Source organism: Bradyrhizobium retamae (assembly GCF_001440415.1).
Lineage (GTDB): Bacteria > Pseudomonadota > Alphaproteobacteria > Rhizobiales > Xanthobacteraceae > Bradyrhizobium > Bradyrhizobium retamae.
This window is the reverse complement of the sequence record NZ_LLYA01000046.1, coordinates 38,441-59,235: the sequence shown is the minus strand read 5'-3', so window position 1 is coordinate 59,235 and position 20,795 is coordinate 38,441. Positions and strand designations below refer to the sequence as shown.

Genomic DNA, 20,795 nt, shown 5'->3' with positions numbered 1-20,795 from the left:
AGGGCTGCGCTTCTGCACTTGTGCAGTGCGGTAAGGAACCGAGGCCCCCCATCTCATGTCAGTCCAGTTTGTGATCCCCGCGGCGGAAACGCCCGCGGCCAATGGTCATGGCGAAGCGCATTCCACCGCCACCTTCAAGGCGCTGATGCTCGGCAGCATCGGCGTCGTCTATGGCGACATCGGCACCAGCCCCTTGTATGCGCTGCGCGAAGCGGTGGTCGCCGCCAGCGAGACTGCGGCCGGTGCCACGCCGCAGGCCGTGCTCGGCGTGCTCTCGCTGATCCTGTGGGCGCTGATCGTGGTGGTGACGCTGAAATATGTCGTCATCCTCTTGCGTGCCGACAACAATGGCGAGGGCGGAACGCTGGCACTGATGGCGCTGGCGCAGCGCGCAGTCGGCAAGGGCGGGGCGGCGATCGTGCTGCTCGGCATCATCTCCGGTGCGCTGTTTTATGGCGACGCGGTTCTTACGCCGGCGCTGTCGGTGTTGTCGGCCATCGAAGGCATCAAGCTCGTCACCGTCACCTTCGAACACTATGTCGTGCCGCTGACGGTCATCATTCTGGTGGCGCTGTTTGCCGTGCAATCCCGCGGCACCGCGCGTGTCGCCGCGTTCTTCGGACCGGTGATGTGCGTCTGGTTCGCTGTCATCGCGGTCGCAGCCGTGCCGCAGATCATGCGGCATCCCGAAGTGCTGCACGCACTCAATCCGCTCTACGCCGTTTCCTTCATGTTCCATCACGGCATGATCGGTTTCATCACCCTCGGGGCGGTGTTTCTTGCCGTCACCGGCGCGGAAGCGCTCTATGCCGATCTCGGCCATTTCGGCAAGCGGCCGATCCAGACCGCCTGGCTTTTCATGGTGCTGCCGTCGCTGGCGATCAATTATCTGGGGCAGGGCGCGCTGCTGATCGCCGACCCCAAGGCGATCGAAAACCCCTTCTTCCTGATGTTCCCGGACTGGGCGCTGATCCCGATGGTGGCGCTTGCGACAGCGGCAACCGTGATCGCGAGCCAGGCCGTCATCACCGGCGCCTACTCGCTGACGCGCCAGGCGATCCAGCTCGGGCTGCTGCCGCGGTTCGAGATCCGCCATACCTCGGAAGCCCATTCCGGGCAGATCTACATCCCCCGCATCAACCTGCTGCTGTTGCTCGCGGTGATTTTGCTGGTGGTCCTGTTCCGCTCGTCGAGCGGGTTGGCCTCGGCTTACGGCATCTCCGTGACCGGCACCATGGTGGTGACGGCCATGATGGGCTTTGTCGTGATCTGGCGGGTCTGGAAATGGTCGCCGATCGCGGCCGCAACCCTGATCGCCCCGTTCCTGTTTCTAGACGTCACCTTCCTTGCCGCCAATCTGTTGAAGGTGTTCGAGGGCGGCTGGGTGCCGCTCGCGCTTGGCGGCATCGTCATGCTCCTGATGTACACGTGGCGCCGCGGCAGCCGGTTGTTGTTCGAAAAATCGCGCAAGCTGGAATTCCCGCTGGCCGAGCTGGTAGCGATGCTGGAGAAGCGTCCGCCACAGCGGGTCCCCGGCACGGCCGTGTTCCTGACTTCCGACCCCGAATGCGCGCCGACGGCGCTGATGCACAGCCTGAAGCACTACAAGGTGCTGCATGAGAAGAACGTCATCCTCACCATCGAGACCGCGCCGACGCCGCGGATCGACGATGCCGAGCGGGTGAGGATGGAGCAGCTCAGCGAGACCTTCTCGAAGGTGACGCTGCGGTTCGGCTTCATGGAATCGCCCAACGTGCCGAAGACGCTGGCGATCGCCCGCAAGCTCGGCTGGCAGTTCGACATCATGTCGACGTCGTTCTTCCTGTCCCGCCGCGCGCTCAAGCCCGCCGCGCATTCCGGCATGCCGCGCTGGCAGGATTTGCTTTTCATCCGACTCAGCCGCGCCGCCAACGACGCCACCGACTATTTCCAGATCCCGACCGGACGTGTGGTCGAAGTCGGAACGCAGGTCACGATTTAGGACGGCATCGAGCTCTCGATCGCAAAGTCGAACTCGGCATCAGAACTCGGGCGCTCCCTCACGCGGTGTTCGCGCCTGATGACGCATGTGCTGCCAGACAGCCAAGGCGACCGAGAGCGCCGCACAGAGCAGCAACGCGCCGGAAATCGGCCGCGTGAAGAACAGCAGCGGGTTGTCGTCCGTCATGATCGCTCGGATAAGGTTGATCTCGATCTGATCGCCGAGGATGAGGCCGAGGATCAGCGGAGCCAGCGGAAATCCGCACCTCACTAGCGCATAACCGAACACACCAAAGATGAGTAAGACATACACGCTCTGCATGGTGTTGTTGAGCGCGTAAGCACCGATCACGCAAAGCACCAGCACGACGGGCGCAAGCACCGCGAGCCTGACCCGGGTGATCTGAAGCATGAATGGCGCCCCCGCGGCCAGGATCAGCACCATCAGCAGGTGGGCCAAAATGTATGCGGCGTAGATACCGTAGGCGAGGGCGGGTTGCTGGGAGACGAACAGCGGCCCCGACTGGATGCCATGGATCGTCATGGCGCCCAGCATGACCGCGGTCACGGCGTCGCCCGGGATGCCGAACGCCATGATGGTCACCAGCGAGCCGCCGACATTGGCATTGTTGGAGGACTCAGAGGCGATGATGCCCTCAGGGATGCCTGTGCCGAAACGCTCGGGATGGCGCGAGAATTTCTTCGCCTGGTCGTAGGCCAGCATATTGGCGGCGCTGCCGCCGATCGCCGGCAATACGCCGATCAGGATGCCGACGACCGTCGACCACAAGAGCAGGAACGGACGGCCGAGGATTTCGCCGATCACCTTGAGGTGGGAAACCCGCAGACTCGGCTGCGCGGCCAGAACGGCCTCGGGCGTCTTTGGCACTCCTGCCTTCTCGATATCGGACATGATCTGCGCGAAGGCAAAGATCCCGATCAGCACCGGCAGGAACGGGAAGCCGCCGCTGATGAACTCAGACCCGAAGGTGAAGCGCGGCACGCTGCCGATCGGGTCCGTGCCGATGACGGTGATCAGGAGGCCAATGGCAGTCGACAGCAGGCCCTTGATGAACGAGGACTCGGCCAGGCCCGCCACCATTGCCATGGCCAGCACGAATAGCGAGAAATACTCCCACGGTCCGAACTGAAGTGCGATGGCCGCCAGCGGCCCGGTCACCAGGATCAGGAACAGCCCGCCGAGCATCCCGCCGAAGAACGATGACCACGCGCCCAGCCAGATCGCCCGGCCCGGCGCGCCACCCCGCGCCATCGGAAAGCCGTCGAAGGTCGCGGCGATCGCCGAAGGCGTGCCCGGAATTCCCAGCAGACACGCGGTGACCAGGCCGCCGGCGGAGCCGCCGACATAGACGCCGGTCATGGCGGCCAGCCCCTGCAACGGATCGAGACCATAGGTGAACGGCAGGATGACGATGATCGTCATCGTGATGGTGACGCCCGGCAGCGCGCCGCCGATGACGCCAATGAGCGTGCCGGCGAACAGCGGAACGAGATAGTTCCACTGCAGCAGCGTCAGCAGCCCATGTCCCAAAAGCTCGAACATGGCCTACCAGTCTGTCCAGCTACCGCGAGGAAGCAGCACCGTGAGATACCGCTCGAAGACCAGGTACGTCACCGCCGACGTGCCAATCGCTATTGCCGCGAGGACCGCCCATTGCCGCCAGGTCGTAGGCCTCTCGAGCGTCGCCTGCAACGCGGCGACGAACAGGACGGTGGCGATGCGATAGCCGAGCAGAGGCAGAAGTACCAAGTAAAGCGCAACAATGACGAAGGCGAGCGCGACCAGGCCATAGGCTCGTTGCGGCTGCGCCGGAGCAGGGACGTCGGCCGGCTCAGCGCGCCGCGCGAGCAGGTCCTGCACGATCAGTGCCGCGCTGGTCACAGCCATGAAGATCAGGACAATGCGCGGATAGAAGCCGGGACCGACCGGCACCAGCGGTAACTGCGGAAGTCCAAACGATTGCACGAGCAGAGCCAGACTGACCGCGAGGAAGATCAATCCGGCAACGCTATCGCGGCCAAGTCTCATTGCTTAGCAAGTCTCATTGCTTGGCAAGACCGAGCTCGGTCATGATCACCTTGCTCTCCCGGTCGAGCTTGTCGAGGAATGGACCGTATTCGGCGGCGTTGAGATAGGAGACGCGCGTGCCTTGCTTCTTCATTGCGTCCGCAAACTCCGCCTCCTTGGCGGCTTTTCCGCAGGCCTCGTCCAGCTTGGCGCGCACCGCGGCGGGCGTGCCCTTTGGTACCAGCAGGCCGCGCAAAACCGCGTAGACGATGTCCATGCCGAGCTCCTTCAGCGTCGGCACGTCAGGGGCTTCGGGATCGCGCTTCTCGGCAGCAATGGCAAGAAACTTTAGCTGCCCTGCATCGACCTTGCCCTTCTGCGTCAGGTTGGAATCCGTCAAATCAATATGGCCGCCGAGAATGGCATTCATGCGCGGCGCAAGGCCTTCATAGGAGACGTATTTGAACTTGACGCCGGCTGCCTTTTCGATGAGCGCCGGGAAGATGTGGCTGGTCGATCCAAGGGTAGCCCCCACGGTGATCTGGCCCGGACGCTTCTTGGCGTCCTCGGCAAGCTCGGCCCAGCTCTTCCAGGGCGTCTTGGGGCTCGCCGTCAGGACCGATGGCGTCGCAGAGAGCAGGCAGATCGGCTCGAAGTCGCTGTATTTGACCTCTGTGACGCCGGCATAGTGCACAAGGTGGATGTAGTCGTGCACCGCATAAAGCGTGTAGCCGTCCGGCGGCGAGCCCTTGGCTTCGCGCGCCCCGACTGTGCCGGAGGCGCCCGTGACGTTGGCGATCACGATTGGCTGACCGATGTGCTTCTGTAGAAGTGGCGCAAAGGGACGGAAGATGTTGTCCGTATCGCCGCCTGCCGCCCACGGCACGATCATCTTGATCGGGCGCTCAGGATAGTTTTGAGCCGCGGCCGGCATGGCCATCGCGGCCAACGCTGTTGCCAACGCCAAAATACGGAGCACGGTCCTCATGACGCTTCTCCCTATCGCTGTTGATTGATTTTTTTTCGATCATAGCAAGACGCCAGAACTTCGCAAACAATGATGCGACTTGCTCCAAAAACGGACATTCGTCGACAGGACCGCGAAATCCGTTTGGAGCCAATTTCAGCCGCAAGCCATCCTTCCTCCTCCGCGGGCTGTCGTATATGAGAGAGTTGCCGCCGGAATGTGCCGATAGTCCCTTGGGCGCGAATTGGCGGCGTGGATGGCGGCGGCGGTCAGTTAGTCCAAAATCCGACACTTCATCGATGTAAGCGCTGACAAACATTTCAACCGGGGCGTGGCATGGTAACTCGATTTAAGACGGCGCAGTCCAGAGTGGCGATGCGGCGCCGGGAGCCTCCCGCCATTGCGGCGCTCGTGGCGATGGCTGCACTGACCGCGTTGACCGCCGACGCCGCGGCGAGACAGGCGCGCCCCGCGGCACCCACCGAGGAGACAGCGCCGCGCGATGCAGGCGAGCCGATCATGGCGATCGTGTCGATCAAGACCCAGCAGGTCACTCTCTACGACGCCGACGGCTGGATCCTGCGCGCGCCGGTGTCGACCGGCACCACGGGACGCGAGACGCCGGCCGGTGTCTTCACCGTCGTCGAGAAGAACAAGGACCACCGCTCGAACATGTATGACGATGCCGAGATGCCGAACATGCAGCGCATCACCTGGAACGGCATCGCACTGCACGGCGGGCCGCTACCGGGGTATGCGGCTTCGCATGGCTGCGTGCGGATGCCCTACGGCTTTGCGGAAAAGCTGTTCGACAAGACGCGGATCGGAATGCGGGTGATCATCTCGCCAAACGACGCGGCTCCGGTCGAGTTTTCTCACCCCGCGCTGTTCGTGCCAAACGCGGGGGCCGTCGCAGCCGCTCCGGCGCGTGCCGAGACGCTCGTCCGCGAGGCCGCTGAGGCCGCCAGGACGGCCGACGAGGCGAAGAAAGCCGCGGTGACAGCGGCGCGCGAGGCGGCATCGCTCACGGCGTCGCTGCGCAAGCTGGAAGGGCTCAAGAAGCGCGCCGACGCCGAGCTCGCGTTAGCCGACAAGGCGCTCGGCGCCGCAAAGACGGACGAGGCCAGGGCGCGAGCCGAGGACCTTAAGCAAAAGGCCGCCGCCAAGGCCGCGGACCTGGGGACGCGGCTCGATACCGCCCAGGCCGACGCGAAGTCGAAGCCCACCGCCGCCGAGGCCAAGGACGCCGCCAAGGTGGCGGCGACCAGGAAGGCCGACGCCGCCAAGGCGGCGAGCGAGGCGAAGCTCGCGCTCGAACCGGTCTCGGTCTACGTCAGCCGCGCGACGCAGAAGCTTTACGTGCGGCGCAACACGCATAAGCCGGCGCCGGACGGCGGCGGCGAAGTGTTCGATGCGTCTATCGAGGTTCCGGTCACGATCCGCAATCCCGAGAAGCGGATCGGCACGCATGTTTTCACGGCGGTGGCGCATAGCGACAAGGGCCTGCGCTGGACCGCAGTCACGATCGACAACGCCGATGACGCCAAAAGCGCGTTCGACCGCATCTCCATCCCGCAGGATGTGCTCGATCGCATCGCGCCGACCGCATTGCCGCGATCCTCGATCATCGTCTCGGACGAGCCGCTGAGCCGCGAGACCAACTATCGCACCGAGTTCGTCGCGGTGCTGAGCAACCAGCCGCAGGGCGGCTTCATTACGCGCCAGCCTACGCCCGATGTCATTGCAAGCGGCAACGACTGGGGTGCCGACAGCTTCTTCCCCTTGTTCCAGCCCAATTCGAACCCCCAACCTGGCACCATGCGCCGTCGCGGCGGGCAGTATTATCAACAGGTGCAACCGGGCTGGTCGTGGTAAGACGCGGCACGCCGCGCGCAGGCCGGATGCTCGCTCAGGGTCAAACGGCCCCTGTTACAGCTCATTCACCGGGTGGCTCACGCCTTTCCCTGAACGGGTCGGCGGCGTCATCGTGACCACTGCGGCTGCTGAAGAACATCAAAGCCATCAGCCCGCAGCCGAAGCTAAGGTTCCGCATGAGGGGATCCTCTCTAGCACACAGGGGAACGTGGGCGGTCAGAATCGAATCTTGGCCAAGGCTGATGCTTGGCGCGCCATTTCGGGCCGGGGCCACGCATGTAGTGCAGCTCGGGCCGGTAGCTATCGCGTACGTCCATAGCCAGGTTGCGAACGATGCTGGCGAAGTCAGAGACTGTCTCAGCCGTCTTGCGAGCACAATCAGATATTGCGGACCAGCGCGCAGAAGCGGGTGCAATCGCACGGGGTCCGACGATGCTGTTCCAGATCATCTTTTTTCTCCGTCCGGTTCGACGTGGGCACCGTGATGATCTAGCGGATCGGAGCTGTGGCTGCGCCAGAGCGATTGCCCTGCCTGTAGAGCGATTGCTGCCAACGCCTGCGCCCTCGCGGGCTCTTTGCGCGTTCCGTACCGCAAGACCACCAGATTCGGCCTCATCGTAGACTGGCAGTTATTCCTCGCAGCAGGGTTCGAAGCCGTTATAATGGGGCGGTTGCGACATGAATTGGCGAAGGGGCCATGGTGGCAACGAACGGTCAGATCGTCACCGTGTTTGGCGGAACCGGCTTTCTGGGCCGCCGCATCGTTCGACATCTGCGCTCATGCGGATTTTCCGTTCGGGTCGCGTCAAGGCATCCGGATCACGGCTACACATTGCCTGGTGCTGATGATCCGCAACTTCAATCCGTAGAGGCCAACATTCACGACGAGCGGTCGGTAGCGGATGCGCTTGCCGGCGCTTACGGCGTTGTGAATGCGGTCAGTCTTTACATCGAGCGCGGAGCGGAGACTTTTCATTCCGTTCACGTCGAGGCCGCCCGGCGGGTAGCCGTTCAAGCGCACAGGGCTGGCGTCAAAAGACTCGTCCATATTTCAGGAATCGGCTCCGATGCCGCCTCACCATCACGCTACATCCGAAAGCGTGGCGAGGGTGAGCAGGTGGTCCGGGCCGCGTTCGCCGAGGCAACGTTCATCCGTCCGGCGGTGATGTTCGGACCGGACGACGCGTTTCTCGTCGTCATCCTCAAGCTGCTCCGCCAGCTTCCCGTCTATCCGATGTTCGGCCGCGGCGTGACCAGATTGCAGCCGGCCTATGTGGATGATGTTGCGGACGCGATTGGCCGGATCATGCAGCACGCCGAGACGCCTGATATCTTCGAGTTCGGCGGTCCTCGCGTCTACTCTTACGAGGAGTTGCTGAGAGCCGTGGCGCATCAGGCCGGACTTGCGCCTCGACTGCTTCCAATTCCGTTTGTCGCCTGGCATGCACTGGCATGGGCCTCCGAAACGCTCCGGATTCCATTCCTGACGCGCAATCAAGTGGAGCTGATGGAAATCGACACCGTGTCATCGCCGGATATGCCTGGATTTGCCGAGCTTGGGATATCGCCGCACTCGATCGAGACAATACTCCAGAAGATGCTGTCGAACTCCGGAGGATGAGATTCCTCGATTGCGCCGCGTCAACGGACGCCGGGATTGTCGATGTTGCGCTCAAGATGGGGAACCAACCTTTGGAGATACCGTTATTGAACTCAAACAAACCCGAAGGGGCGACCGCGCCATAACGGAGGCGGACATCATGGCTACATGTGAAACCTGCGGCAATGACTATGACAAGTCCTTTCAGGTCACAATGAACGGCAAGGCGCATACCTTCGATAGTTTCGAGTGCGCCATTCATGCGCTCGCGCCGACTTGCGATCATTGCGGCATCCGCATCGTCGGGCACGGATTGGAGAAGTCCGGCACTTTCTTTTGCTGCGAGCATTGCGCCGAAAGGGAAGGCGTCAAAGGGCTACGGGATCGAGTCTAGGCCCGGCAATTGACGCGGGCAGGGTCCCTCCATTTGTCCGCGAAGGACGATGCTTCATTTTCAACGAGCGCCTCGTGAGACCGACGGCGCTTTGCGCTCACTCGGGCAAGCCAGCCGGTCGCAATGGGGCGCTTTGGGACAGCATGACTGCCGGATAACTTTACTTGCGCCGTTGAAAATTTGAGCATTGAATTCGGCGAAGATGCGCCACTACCGCAAGTAGTTTTCAAGTGTGTCTGTACCCTCACAGAATGACGTGATGAAGAGACTCGGCCTCCGCGTGAGGCGAGTGTGATGGCCTCATGCATGGTTGAACGGAGGTATGCCTATTTCGTCCACCCGACTGATCGAGAGTGGCCAAACGCGGAAGCTGATGCGCGCACCGACCAGCGCCGTCGTGGCCCAACAAACAGGGAGAAGAACAATGAGCACCTGGCTTAGCGAGCGAGAGCAGCGTCTTGTCGCGGGCGCGGAGGCGGCATCGGCGGCAACGCCGATTCCCACGCAGATTGTTTCCAATGGCGAGTATCTGCCGCCCCCGCAGAGCGCCGTGCAAAAGAAGGTCGAGGCCCGGATCAATGAGCTCGCCGACGCGAACGGCAAGCACCTCGGCTTGAGCCGCAGGCAGTTCCTGCACACGAGCTGCGGCATGGCGGCTGCATTCCTCGCCATGAACGACGTCTACGGCAATGTTTTCCAGGTCGCGCCTGCTGAGGCGCGAGAGCCCGAATTGATGCGGGCGCGCGCGCAAGGCCTCGCCAACCAGTTCATTTTCGACGTTCAGACCCACTTCGTGCGTGATGACTTCGATCACAAGGAGCTGTTGGGGCTGGCGGACTTTGCCAGCCAACACTGGAACCCGAAGATGAAGGAGGAGGGCGTGTCCTCGCTCGCCCGCTACAAGTTTCAGAACTATGTGAAAGAGATCTACTACGACAGCGACACCAACATGGCGCTGTTGAGCGGCGCGCCGTTCGACGATCCGAGCTGGTGGCTTCTTTCCAATGAGCAGATCGTCAAGGCACGCGAACTCATCAACGACTTCGCCGGCTCGCGCCGGCTGCTGGCGCACAGCGTCATCACCCCAAAGCAGCCCGGCTGGATGGAGGAGGTCGACAAGGCGATCGAGGTCTACAAGCCGGATTCCTGGAAGTCCTACACGATCGGCGATCCGCTGGCGCCCTCCAAATATCCGTGGCGGCTCGACGACGAGCAGGTGATGTATCCGTTTTACGAGAAAGCGGTAAAGGCCGGCATCAATACGCTGTGCATCCACAAGGGGCTGCTGCCGCCGGATTACGAGAAGTCGTTCGCCGGCGTGTGGGAATATGCAACCGCGTGGGACATCGGAAAGGCTGCCAAGGATTGGCCGCAGATGAACTTCGTGATCTATCACTCGGCGCTACGGCCGTTCACCGAACTGCCGGACAGGGCGTGGGCCGAGTTCGAGCAGACCGGCCGCATCCAGTGGGCTACGGATCTTTCGGAAATCCCGCAGAAGTTCGGCGTCACCAATGTTTATGCCGAGCTCGGCACGTGCTTTGCCAACTCGGCGGTGGCGCATCCGAAATTCTGTGCCGCGCTGATCGGCACGCTGATCAAGGGTATGGGGGTAGACCACGTGATGTGGGGCACCGACTCGGTCTGGTACGGCTCACCGCAGTGGCAGATCGAGGCGATGCGCCGGCTCGAAATCCCGGAGGACATGCAGAAGAAGTACGGCTTTGCGCCACTCGGCGATGCCAATAGCGCCACCAAGCAACTGATCTTCGCGGGCAACGCCACCAGATTCTACAAGATCAAGCTGAGAGCGGCTGACAACACCAGGATGCCGGCCTATTCCGAGGACCGCCTCGCTTCGCTCAAGAACGAGTACACGCAGGCGGCCAAGGCGCCCTCGAACATGCGCTACGGCTACGTTCGCGCCGCGTAAACGTTAGACGGCCGCGCCGGTGGAGCGAGCATCTTCACGGGCGCGGTCGACGCGCGGCTGCAGTGAAGGGTTATAGATCGACAGAGGCAATTTTGGTTTCGGATGAAAACCAAACGCTTCGTGCGATATCTACTTTTTGGCTCCTAGCTCACATCCCGGAAAGTCCGTTTGTGCCCCACAACCGGCATAGGATGATTGCGTCGCAACATGCGCCAACACAATTGGTCGCATCCGGGACTGCCAAACCGGGCTTGTAGGACTTTCGATCAATTGTATTCTCAAGGGAAGCATGCGGAACTCGCATGGCTGCTGCTTAAAGCGCGCAGATCACCATAAGCAGGCGCGAACCAACGTGCCGGTTTTGGGTGGAGACCGACATGGCCGATGGCGGATCGTTTGACACGTTCCCCAAGTTGCTGCTGCGAAACGCCGCGAAATTTGGCAACCATCCGGCGTTTCGGCACAAGGACCTTGGCATCTGGCAGACATGGACTTGGACCGAGGTCGCCGGGATCGTACGTGCTTATGCCGCGGGTTTGCAGCGGATTGGGTTGCAGCCGAGCGAAACGATCGCCATCGTCGGCTCCAACCGGCCGAAGCTCTATTGGACCATGATGGCAGCGCAGGCGCTGCGTGCGATTCCGGTCCCGGTCTATTCGGATGCGGTTGCTGACGAGCTTACCTACGTTCTTGCCCACGCCGACGTAAAGCTTGTTGCGGCGCAAGATCAGGAGCAGGTCGACAAGGTTTTGTCCGTATCCGATCGGGTGCCGCATCTCCGGAAGATTGTCTACGATGAACCGCGTGGACTCCGCGACTACGATCACAGCCGGCTGATCGCAATCCACGATGTCATCGAAGACGGCCGGGCCGCGCTTGCGGGCAACGCTGCGTTTGGCGAGCAGATCGATGAAATCATCCGTCAGGGTGAAGGTTCTGACATCTCGATCATCCTCTATACCTCGGGGACAACCGGCGCGTCGAAGGGCGTCATGCTGTCGGCGCGACGGTGCATCGACGCTGTAACGGATACTGTCAGATTCGACAGGTTGACCCAGAACGACGTGGCGCTTGCTTATCTGCCGCTCGCCTGGGTGGGAGATCATTACCTCAACTATGCGCAGGGCCTTGCCGCCGGTTTTTGCATGGCGTGTCCCGAGAGCGGTGAGACGGTCGAGCAGGATTTGCGCGAGATCGGACCAACCTTCTATTTCGCTCCGCCGCGCGTTTTCGAAAACATGCTGACGCGGGTGATGATCCGAATGGAGGATGCTGCGCCAATCAAGCGGCGTATGTTCGACTACTTCCTCGGCATTGCGCGACGGCATGGCGAATCGATTTTGACCGGAAAGCCGGTGCCGGTGTCAGGCCGGCTACTCTATGCGCTGGGACGCTCGATACTCTACGAGCCCCTTAAAAACGTTCTCGGCCTGTCTCGCGTGCGCGTTGCCTATACTGCAGGTGAAGCCATTGGTCCGGATCTTTTCGCGTTTTACCGCTCGATCGGATTGAACCTGAAGCAGCTCTACGGTCAGACTGAAGCGTTCCTCTACGTTACGTGTCAGCCTGACGGGGAAATCTACTCCGATACTGTTGGGCCGGCGGCGCCGAACGTCGACATTCGCATTGCGGAATCAGGCGAGGTGCAATTCCGTTCACCCGGCATGTTTGTCCGATATTTCAAGGATCAAGCGAGAACTGCGGAGACCCTGACGCCTGACGGTTACGTCAAGACCGGTGATGCCGGCTTCTTCGATGAGAAGACGGGACATCTGAAGATCATCGATCGCGCAAAGGATGTGGGCCGGCTGGCCGACGGAACGATATTTGCGCCGAAGTATCTTGAGAACAAGTTGAAGTTCTTTCCAAGCATCAAGGAAGCGGTCGCCTTCGGCGATTCCAGGGAGTTCGTTTGCGCCATTCTCAATATCGACCTGACTGCGGTGGGGAGCTGGGCCGAACGCAACAACATTGCCTACGGCTCCTATCAGGAACTGGCGGGGCATCCGCTGGTCTACGACCTGGTGGCGAAAAGCGTTGCCGAAGTGAACCGCTCCCTCGCGGAGGAAAAGGTGATGGCTGGCGCACAGATTCGCCGCTTTCTGATTCTGCATAAGGAGTTGGACGCAGACGATGGCGAATTGACACGCACGCAGAAAGTTCGCCGCGGATTTATCGCCGAGCGCTATGCGCCATTGGTCGCAGCGCTTTACGACGGTTCGCATGAAGCGGACATTTCCACCGAAGTCACTTTTGAGGATGGCCGCAAAGGCGTGATTGCGGCGCGGGTAAAGATCCGCGACGTGCCGGCAATTGGCGCGACGGAACCCTTGGGGAGGGCCGCATGAGGATGCCGGACACGAGCGAAATCCTGCTTCAGGTCGAGGGGGTATCGCTGGCGTTTGGCGGCGTGAAAGCGCTGAGGAATGTTTCGCTTGACATCAGGAAAGGTGAAATTCGCGCCATCATCGGACCGAATGGCGCCGGGAAGACTTCGATGCTCAACGTCATCAACGGCTTCTATCATCCCAATCGCGGTGCCATCACCTTCAAGGGACGAACCCGCGCCCAGATGCAGCCGTTCGAGGCGTCCCGTGGCGGCATTGCGCGCACCTTTCAAAACGTCGCGCTGTTCAAGGGAATGAGCGCGCTCGACAATATAATGGCTGGCCGCACATTGAAGATGCGGCGAGGCCTTCTGTGGCAGATGCTGCGCTACGGCCCTGCGCTGGCGGAGGAGATCGAGCATCGGCACCGGGTCGAAGAGATCATCGATTTTCTGGAGATCGAACCGATCCGCAAGGTGCCGGTCGCGCGCTTGCCATACGGTCTGCAGAAACGGGTCGAACTCGGCCGCGCCCTTGCGATGGAGCCCGATCTCCTGCTGCTTGACGAACCGATGGCAGGCATGAACCTCGAAGAGAAGAAGGACATGTCGCGGTTCATCCTCGACGTGAACGACTATTACGGCACGACCATCGCGCTGATCGAGCATGACATGGCTGTGGTGATGGATCTCTCCCATCGCGTGGTGGTGCTCGATCATGGCGTGAAGATCGCCGACGGAACGCCGGATGAGGTCAAGAAGAATCAGGGCGTCATCGACGCCTATCTCGGCATCGCGCACTAGGGAGCATAGTGTGATCGCATTGGGTCAATTTCTCGAGGTGCTGATCGGCGGATTGATGTCTGGCGTCCTGTATTCGCTGGTCGCGCTCGGCTTCGTGTTGATCTTCAAGGCATCCGGCGTCTTTAATTTTGCGCAAGGCGCAATGGTGTTGCTCGCCGGGTTGGCGCTGGTTCGTTCGCTCGATCTCCTCGTGGCGAACGGCTTCCCGCTTTGGGTTGCGATCGTCCTCGGAATCGGCTTCGCCGCAGTGATCATGGCGATAACGGCCTGGCTGATCGAGCGGTTCGTGATCGGACCTCTCGTCAATCAGGATGGCCTCACGCTGTTCATGTCCACCATCGGCGTGACATTCATCCTCGAGGGGGCGGCGCAGATGATCTTCGGTTCCGGCTCTTACCCTTTGCGGCTGTTTCCGACGGATGCCTGGTTCCTGTTTGACAATCTCTTTCCCGGTGGAATTCTGGTCAACAAGCTGGATGTCTGGGGCGGCTTTATCGCTGGCATTCTGGTCGCGGGTCTCGCGATCTTCTTCCAGCAAACCAAGACCGGTCGCGCGCTCAGGGCGGTTGCCGATGACCATATGGCAGCGCAGTCGGTCGGGATTCCAATCGGCTGGATCTGGTTTGTGGTCTGGCTAGTTGCCGGTCTCGTTGCGCTGGTTGCGGCGACCGTGTGGGGTACCAAGCTGGGTGTGCAGTTCTCGATCACGTTTCTCGCGCTGAAGGCCTTGCCGGTTCTGATCATTGGGGGTCTTACCTCGGTTCCAGGGGCCATCGTCGGCGGGCTCATTGTGGGTGCGGGCGAGAAGATCGCGGAGGTATTCCTGGGGTCGTATATTGGTGGCGGTATCGAATATTGGTTCGCCTATGTGCTGGCGTTGGCGGTGCTGCTCGTGCGGCCGCAGGGGCTGTTCGGCGAGCGGATCATCGCACGTGTCTGAGACGAGGAGTTAGTTGTGCTTTATCGCGAGGCTGGCCAATTCAAGACGACCTACGCGGAGGATATGGCGATCTTCCCGATCCACCAGGACCGTATAGCGCTCGCCATCTTGCTCGGTATCGCCTTCATTGGCGTGCCGCTGCTGGCCGACTTCGACATTTGGCCGTTCGGCAGCGACTATCTGCTCCGCGCCATTCTGCTGCCCTTCCTGATCCTCGCACTCGCCGCTATCGGCGTAAACATTCTTGTCGGCTATTGCGGCCAGATCTCACTCGGCAGCGGCGCGTTCATGGCCGTCGGCGCCTACTCTGCCTACAAGTTGGGGACCGGCGTTCATATTCCGCTTGCCTGGCTTGGCTTCGCGATTTCGATCCCGCCGTTGCCCGTACTGTTATCTATTTTGCTCGGCGGGCTCACGGCGGCGGTTGTCGGTATCCTCTTCGGTATTCCCAGTCTGCGGATCAAGGGCCTCTATCTGGCGGTTGCAACACTCGCAGCGCAGTTCTTTTTTGACTGGGTGTTCCTGCGGGTGGCGTGGTTCACCAATTATGCGCCGTCAGGGTCGGTCAATGCACCAACACTGGATTTCTTCGGTCTGAACGTAGGCACGCCGATCGAGCGCTATATGCTGTGCCTGATCTTCGTAACGGTGTTCGCGTTTCTGGCGAAGAATCTCGTTCGCGGCAACCTCGGCAGACAATGGATGGCAATCCGTGACATGGACATCGCCGCGGAGCTCATCGGCATCCGGCCACTCTACGCGAAGCTTACAGCTTTTGCGGTCTCGTCATTTATCATCGGCGTGGCGGGCGCACTTTGGGCGTTCGTCTATCTGGGCTCGTGGGAGCCGCTCGCCTTCTCGATCGAGCGTTCGCTGCAGCTCCTGTTCATGGTGATCATCGGCGGGTTGGGTTCGATCATGGGGTCGTTCATCGGTGCGGCCTTTATCCTGATCCTGCCCATTATGCTGAACCTGCTTCCAACCCAGCTCGGTGTGCCGCTGTCGACAGAGACGATTACTCATCTGGAATTCATCATCTTTGGATCGTTGATCTGCTATCTTCTCATCAAGGAGCCACATGGGTTTGCCCGGCTCATATCGATTGGCAAGGAGAAGCTCAGACTGTGGCCGTTTCCCTACTGAAGGGGCGGGTAGTGCGAAGCAAGCCGAAGATCGCAATGCGGAGCGGCGGTCGTTGGCATTAGGAGGCAAGGAAGCCCGCGAAAACAAGACCCGGTACAGAAAAAACGGGCTGAACGAGGAGGAGAGTTATATGGTACGCAACAAACTATTACTTGCTGCAGCCATACTTTCAGGCGGGGCGTTTGCCTCTCCTGCTGCAGCGCAGAGCGAGCAGTTCATCCCGATACTATCCTACCGAACGGGCGCGTACGCCGTGAACGGCGTGCCGTACGCAAACGGCGTGGCCGACTATTACAACCTTGTCAACGAGCGCGACGGCGGCATCAATGGCGTCAAGCTTCTGGTCGAGGAATGCGAGACCGGCTACGCCACCGACAAGGGCGTTGAGTGTTACGAGCGTCTCAAGGGCAAGGGCCCGACCGGCGCGGCCTTCTTCAATCCGCTGTCGACCGGCATTACATTCGCCCTCACCGAAAAGACCACGACTGACAAGATCCCGATCATCACGATGGGTTACGGCCGTTCCGATTCCAAGAACGGCGCGGTGTTCGCGTACAACTTCCCGCTGCTCGGCACGTACTGGTCCGCGGCCGATATCGCGATCCAGCACATCGCCAAGGAACTCGGCGGCGCCGACAAGCTGAAAGGCAAGAAGATTTCGCTGCTCTTTCACGACAGCCCGTACGGCAAGGAGCCGATCCCGATGCTGGAGGTGCTGGCAAAGAAGCACGGCTTTGAGTTCACGCCGATCCCGGTCACGCACCCCGGTGTCGAACAGAAGTCGCAATGGCTGGCGATCCGCCAGAACCGGCCGGACTATGTTTTGCTCTGGGGTTGGGGCGTGATGAACGGCACGGCTGTCAAGGAAGCGGCGGCTGTTGCCTATCCGCGCGAGAAGATGATCGGTGTTTGGTGGTCGGGCGCCGAGCCGGATGTGACGCCCGCAGGCGATCAAGCCGCTGGCTATAAGGCGCTGATGCTTCAGCATGGCGCGGGCAAATTCCCCGTGCATGCCGACATCGAGAAGTACGTCTATGCCAAGGGCAAGGGGTTGTCAGAGCCTGACAAGGTCGGCGAAGTTCTCTATAACCGCGGGATGGTGAATGCCATGCTCGGCGTGGAGGCGATCCGCAAGGCGCAGGAAAAGTTCGGCAAGAAGCCGCTGACGGGCGAGCAGGTCCGTTGGGGTCTGGAGAACCTCAACCTCTCGGATGCACGGATCAAGGAACTCGGCTTCGAGGGCATGTTGAAGCCGATCAAGATTTCCTGCTCCGACCACGAGGGCGCGCGGGACGGGCGCGTACAGCAGTGGGACGGCAAGAGCTGGAAAGTCATCTCCGACTGGTACACGGCCAACCAAGCCAACACCGAACCGCTCGTCAAGGATGTTTCGGCGAAATATGCCGCGGAGAAGAACATACACCCGCGCGACTGCTCGAAAGAAAGCTGAAGGCTTCCCAGCGATCCGGGTGGAGCGTTCGCCTCCTCCCGGATCTTTCGAAAGCTGCAACCGTTTGGAGAGGACCGCGTGTCAATCCCCAAGGCTTCTACCCCCAAGGCTTCTACGGCGACGGAAGCGGCAGCGCCGTTTCTGTCGGTCAACAATATCGAGGTTGTCTATAGTCACGTCATCCTCGTGTTGAAAGGTGTATCGCTGGATGTGCCGCGAGGTGGAATCGTCGCGCTTCTCGGCGCCAACGGCGCGGGCAAGACAACGACGCTGAAGGCAGTCTCCAATCTGCTGCATGCGGAGCGCGGCGAGGTCACCAAGGGCTCGATCCTGTTCGACGGCGTCGAAGTGCAGTCGCTATCGCCAAGCGAGCTGGTGAGGCGCGGCTGCATTCAGGTGATGGAGGGGCGCCGTTGCTTCGCCCACCTCACTGTCGAAGAGAATCTCCTGACCGGCGCCTTTACGCGCAGGGACGGCAAGTCTGCGATCGCGCAGGATCTGGAGCGGGTCTATACTTATTTCCCCCGCCTCAGGGAGCGGCGTGGTTCGACCGCCGGCTATACGTCGGGCGGCGAACAGCAGATGTGCACGATCGGCCGCGCGCTGATGTCACGCCCGAAGATGATCCTCCTCGACGAGCCGTCGATGGGCCTCGCGCCACAGATCGTCGGAGAGATCTTCGAGATCGTGAAGGATCTCAACGTCAAGGAAGGTGTCTCGTTTCTTCTCGCCGAGCAGAACACCAACATGGCGCTCAAATATGCCAGCCACGGATATATCCTCGAAAATGGGCGCGTAGTGATGGACGGCGAGGCGCGGGCGCTCGCCGCAAATGAGGATGTCAAAGAATTCTATCTTGGCATCGCCGGGGACAAGCGCAAATCATTCCGCGATGTGAAGCACTACAAGCGACGCAAGCGCTGGCTCGCTTAGGCCATGGGGATAAAAAGCCATACGGCTGCGCCCAAGGCAGCTCTTGCTCTCGGAATCTTCTTCACTGCGCCGGGTTCCGTTGCCACCAATGCTATCGTCAGCACGGTCACCTCGCTCGGGGCCGCCGCCGTCGGCAATCTCAGCTTCATGTCGCCTGCAATGGGTGAGCCGGCCGCACTCACCAAAAAACAGTCGGATGCGCTCAATGCATACAATAATGCACGGAGCAACTTTGAGTCGATCCTGGGCCAGCGGCGCGCGCAGATCAATTCGAACCAGCAACTACCGAACTTGCCAGGACAAGCACTCTACCTTGCACGCAACAACATGATGAGCGCGTACAAGGATCTCACCGACGCTCTTCCGTCCAAGATCGGCGGGTCCAATAAATACGGAATCCCTCCGGCGTATTTTAGCGCCGACAATGAGCCGCTGCTCGACGAGTACAGGAGGCTTTTCGACCTGATGCAAGCGCCGCCTGCCAACGCGCAGAACTCTGATACTCCATTCAAGGACGTTGTCGATCTGGGCACGGCCATTGCGCGAGCCAAGGGCCTTGATGCGGCCAATGCCGAAGCAGCAGGCCGTATCAGCCTGGGCCTGTTCTTTGCCGAGACAAATGGCAATCAGAACATCGGGAATGCGCGCTCGAACAAATATAAGGGCAGCTTGCAAACAGGCGTACCCGAAGATCAAATTGGACGGAAGAAATGGGCCGCGATAAAGAAGTCGATCGCAGCCGTTGATCCCGCACTGAACGCCCGCGACGACAAGGAAGAGGCACGGGCCGGCAATCTGGACCATCGGTATAACCACTGGACCGCCGTGCGGGATGGCCTCATGAACGCACACGCGGATATTTTCCCGCAAGTACCGGCGATCGTGAAAACGCTGCCGGATCCGATCGATCAAATGAAGCTGTTTGAACTGATCCAGATTATCCCGAGCCCGACCAAGTCTGCGCTCGGCTCGCGCAACCTGCTCGACTACAGAATTTCCGACCCGAAGATCATGGCCTATCTGCGAAATAACAGCGTTTTCACCTTTGGACGGGCTGACCGGGCCAAAACATCCGCGACCTACCGCGAGATTCTCGATGCGATGTGGCTGTTCAACGAAAAATTTGAACGAGCGCTTTCCACATTCGACGAAATCAAGAAGCAGTCAAAGGGTTGACGCAGGCCGGGTTCAGATGCGACGGCTACTGCGTCGTCAGATCGGACCGAGCATGGCCCATCGGGGCTCGCAAAATGCCTTCACCGCCGCCGTGACCCCGCTGCTGATGATGTCCCTCCGCCCAGGCGAACTCATTTTGAGCTCTTCGTCCCGGTTGATAATCGAGCCCGCTTCCAGCAGGACGGCAGCCATCCGGGTTTTTCTCAGCACGATGAGCTCATCGTAGCGATAGACGCCGGTTTCCTTGTTCAGTAGCTCGCGCTGGTACCGGCCCATGATGGGCTGGGAATATTGTTTGGCATAGTCGAGGCCCTGAGCCCTCATTTCCTTGGCGATCAGTTCGGCGAAGGCGAAACTCGTCTTGAAGTCCGGGTTGCTGCGGGAGACGAAGACGGAATATCCGCTGAAGCGGTCGCTGAAATGGCTTTTCTTTCCCTCGAACTCCCAGTCCTCGAGGAATTTGTTGGGCACGGAGTCATGGTGGATCGACAGAAAGAGATCCGCGTGCAGGTTGTTGGCGGCGGCGACGCGTTTGAAGAGGCTGTGCCTCGCCTTGCCCTCGGTCACGAGCAACCTGGTTTCAGTAAAGCCCTCGGCCCTCAACTTCTCCTCGATCCGCTTCGCAAGGCGCAGATTGAAGACAAACTCAGAGACATTGCGCGCGCTGATCGCGCCTTCCGATTCGGCGGTGTGTCCCACATCCAGAACGATCCGGAGCTTGGAGGGATCGCACAGGGCGGCGACCGGTTTGAAAGCTGCAGAGGGCAGGGCGGCCGGCCCCAGTGCCGCAAGCCTTACGGTGCGGCGCTTTGGCGAGGCGGCTCGTTTCGCCAAAGTGGCTGGTTTGCGCGACGTGAGGTGCTTTGACGGCTTGCCTTGTTTTGGCGATTTGGCTTGTTTTGACGAACCTTTGAAGACGTCCGACAGCCAGCCCGCGTCGCTGACATCGATCGGCAGAAGCATCATTGCGGCCATTGCGGCAATGATAATGCGGCCGCGGCGCCAAAATCGCGAAGCGATACCGCCGAGAACACAAATGAACGCGCGGCGCTTCATGCTCGCCCAGAAACCGAACCCGAAGGCGAGCTAATCCGAATGAGGCTTGCGTTGATGTCGACGAACGAAGTCCTGGCATAGCCGATGGAAAACATATCGTACCCCACCCACGGAATTCGACACGCAAAGGTCGCAATCCAATGAGGGCGGATACAAGTCGGACGAGGGCGATTACGGCATCAGCCACCC

16 protein-coding genes are annotated in these 20,795 nt (G+C 60.7%); 12 read left to right on the top strand and 4 right to left on the bottom strand.

Going from position 1 to position 20,795, the window contains the following annotated elements; all coding sequences use genetic code 11:
• Positions 1-55 precede the first annotated feature (55 nt).
• Complete coding sequence (locus CQ13_RS07695) at positions 56-1,981, top strand: potassium transporter Kup (RefSeq protein WP_057842395.1); 1,926 nt, start codon at positions 56-58, stop codon at positions 1,979-1,981.
• A gap of 39 nt (positions 1,982-2,020) precedes the next feature.
• Here the strand turns inward: CQ13_RS07695 and CQ13_RS07690 are convergent, their stop codons facing one another.
• From CQ13_RS07690 to CQ13_RS07680, 3 genes are read right to left on the bottom strand one after another with little or no spacing between them, the layout of a single operon-like run.
• Positions 2,021-3,544, bottom strand: a complete 1,524-nt coding sequence (locus CQ13_RS07690) for a tripartite tricarboxylate transporter permease (protein ID WP_057842394.1) — start codon at positions 3,542-3,544, stop codon at positions 2,021-2,023.
• Positions 3,545-3,547: 3 nt separating this feature from the next.
• On the bottom strand, positions 3,548-4,030 hold the full coding sequence (locus tag CQ13_RS07685) for a tripartite tricarboxylate transporter TctB family protein (protein WP_057842393.1): 483 nt from the start codon (positions 4,028-4,030) through the stop codon (positions 3,548-3,550).
• 13 nt (positions 4,031-4,043) lie between these two features.
• A complete protein-coding gene (locus tag CQ13_RS07680; RefSeq protein WP_063800044.1) occupies positions 4,044-4,997 on the bottom strand; it encodes a tripartite tricarboxylate transporter substrate binding protein in 954 nt (317 codons plus the stop codon).
• A 315-nt stretch (positions 4,998-5,312) separates the two neighbouring features.
• Between CQ13_RS07680 and CQ13_RS07670 the strand changes: the two genes are divergently transcribed.
• From CQ13_RS07670 to CQ13_RS07620, 11 genes are all read left to right on the top strand, one after another.
• Positions 5,313-6,851 carry a L,D-transpeptidase gene (locus tag CQ13_RS07670; RefSeq protein WP_057842390.1) on the top strand — a complete coding sequence of 513 codons (1,539 nt, stop codon included), beginning with the start codon at positions 5,313-5,315 and terminating at the stop codon, positions 6,849-6,851.
• 697 nt (positions 6,852-7,548) lie between these two features.
• Positions 7,549-8,472 (top strand): complex I NDUFA9 subunit family protein, encoded by a 924-nt coding sequence (locus tag CQ13_RS07665; RefSeq protein WP_057842389.1) that lies wholly within the window; start codon positions 7,549-7,551, stop codon positions 8,470-8,472.
• 139 nt (positions 8,473-8,611) lie between these two features.
• On the top strand, positions 8,612-8,845 hold the full coding sequence (locus tag CQ13_RS07660) for a hypothetical protein (RefSeq protein WP_057842388.1): 234 nt from the start codon (positions 8,612-8,614) through the stop codon (positions 8,843-8,845).
• 424 nt (positions 8,846-9,269) lie between these two features.
• Entirely contained in the window at positions 9,270-10,778 is a 1,509-nt protein-coding gene (locus CQ13_RS07655) for an amidohydrolase family protein (RefSeq protein ID WP_057842387.1), read from the top strand.
• A 377-nt stretch (positions 10,779-11,155) separates the two neighbouring features.
• Positions 11,156-13,126 carry an AMP-binding protein gene (locus CQ13_RS07650; RefSeq protein ID WP_057842492.1) on the top strand — a complete coding sequence of 657 codons (1,971 nt, stop codon included), beginning with the start codon at positions 11,156-11,158 and terminating at the stop codon, positions 13,124-13,126.
• The gene (locus CQ13_RS07645; RefSeq protein WP_057842386.1) at positions 13,123-13,908 is read left to right on the top strand and encodes an ABC transporter ATP-binding protein; all 786 of its coding nucleotides are present in this window, start codon (positions 13,123-13,125) and stop codon (positions 13,906-13,908) included. Before CQ13_RS07650 ends, CQ13_RS07645 begins: the two co-directional genes overlap by 4 nt.
• Positions 13,909-13,918: 10 nt before the next feature.
• On the top strand, positions 13,919-14,848 hold the full coding sequence (locus CQ13_RS07640) for a branched-chain amino acid ABC transporter permease (RefSeq protein ID WP_283807493.1): 930 nt from the start codon (positions 13,919-13,921) through the stop codon (positions 14,846-14,848).
• Between the two features lie 15 nt (positions 14,849-14,863).
• Positions 14,864-15,991 carry a branched-chain amino acid ABC transporter permease gene (locus tag CQ13_RS07635; RefSeq protein ID WP_057842385.1) on the top strand — a complete coding sequence of 376 codons (1,128 nt, stop codon included), beginning with the start codon at positions 14,864-14,866 and terminating at the stop codon, positions 15,989-15,991.
• Between the two features lie 130 nt (positions 15,992-16,121).
• Positions 16,122-17,441 carry an ABC transporter substrate-binding protein gene (locus CQ13_RS07630; protein ID WP_057842490.1) on the top strand — a complete coding sequence of 440 codons (1,320 nt, stop codon included), beginning with the start codon at positions 16,122-16,124 and terminating at the stop codon, positions 17,439-17,441.
• An 84-nt stretch (positions 17,442-17,525) separates the two neighbouring features.
• Entirely contained in the window at positions 17,526-18,374 is an 849-nt protein-coding gene (locus CQ13_RS07625; protein WP_057842489.1) for an ABC transporter ATP-binding protein, read from the top strand.
• A gap of 147 nt (positions 18,375-18,521) precedes the next feature.
• On the top strand, positions 18,522-19,550 hold the full coding sequence (locus CQ13_RS07620; RefSeq protein ID WP_430649664.1) for a hypothetical protein: 1,029 nt from the start codon (positions 18,522-18,524) through the stop codon (positions 19,548-19,550).
• Between the two features lie 36 nt (positions 19,551-19,586).
• On the opposite strand, the gene CQ13_RS07615 is transcribed toward CQ13_RS07620, so the two are convergent.
• Positions 19,587-20,606, bottom strand: a complete 1,020-nt coding sequence (locus CQ13_RS07615; protein WP_245309075.1) for an N-acetylmuramoyl-L-alanine amidase family protein — start codon at positions 20,604-20,606, stop codon at positions 19,587-19,589.
• Positions 20,607-20,795 lie beyond the last annotated feature (189 nt).

Excerpts from the sequence above, each read along its gene's own strand:
- CQ13_RS07695 (WP_057842395.1), top strand. The coding sequence starts at position 56 with ATGTCAGTCCAGTTTGTGATCCCCGCGGCGGAAACGCCCGCGGCCAAT.
- CQ13_RS07690 (WP_057842394.1), bottom strand. The coding sequence starts at position 3,544 with ATGTTCGAGCTTTTGGGACATGGGCTGCTGACGCTGCTGCAGTGGAAC.
- CQ13_RS07685 (WP_057842393.1), bottom strand. The coding sequence starts at position 4,030 with ATGAGACTTGGCCGCGATAGCGTTGCCGGATTGATCTTCCTCGCGGTC.
- CQ13_RS07680 (WP_063800044.1), bottom strand. The coding sequence starts at position 4,997 with ATGAGGACCGTGCTCCGTATTTTGGCGTTGGCAACAGCGTTGGCCGCG.
- CQ13_RS07670 (WP_057842390.1), top strand. The coding sequence starts at position 5,313 with ATGGTAACTCGATTTAAGACGGCGCAGTCCAGAGTGGCGATGCGGCGC.
- CQ13_RS07665 (WP_057842389.1), top strand. The coding sequence starts at position 7,549 with ATGGTGGCAACGAACGGTCAGATCGTCACCGTGTTTGGCGGAACCGGC.
- CQ13_RS07660 (WP_057842388.1), top strand. The coding sequence starts at position 8,612 with ATGGCTACATGTGAAACCTGCGGCAATGACTATGACAAGTCCTTTCAG.
- CQ13_RS07655 (WP_057842387.1), top strand. The coding sequence starts at position 9,270 with ATGAGCACCTGGCTTAGCGAGCGAGAGCAGCGTCTTGTCGCGGGCGCG.
- CQ13_RS07650 (WP_057842492.1), top strand. The coding sequence starts at position 11,156 with ATGGCCGATGGCGGATCGTTTGACACGTTCCCCAAGTTGCTGCTGCGA.
- CQ13_RS07645 (WP_057842386.1), top strand. The coding sequence starts at position 13,123 with ATGAGGATGCCGGACACGAGCGAAATCCTGCTTCAGGTCGAGGGGGTA.
- CQ13_RS07630 (WP_057842490.1), top strand. The coding sequence starts at position 16,122 with ATGGTACGCAACAAACTATTACTTGCTGCAGCCATACTTTCAGGCGGG.
- CQ13_RS07620 (WP_430649664.1), top strand. The coding sequence starts at position 18,522 with ATGTCGCCTGCAATGGGTGAGCCGGCCGCACTCACCAAAAAACAGTCG.
- CQ13_RS07615 (WP_245309075.1), bottom strand. The coding sequence starts at position 20,606 with ATGAAGCGCCGCGCGTTCATTTGTGTTCTCGGCGGTATCGCTTCGCGA.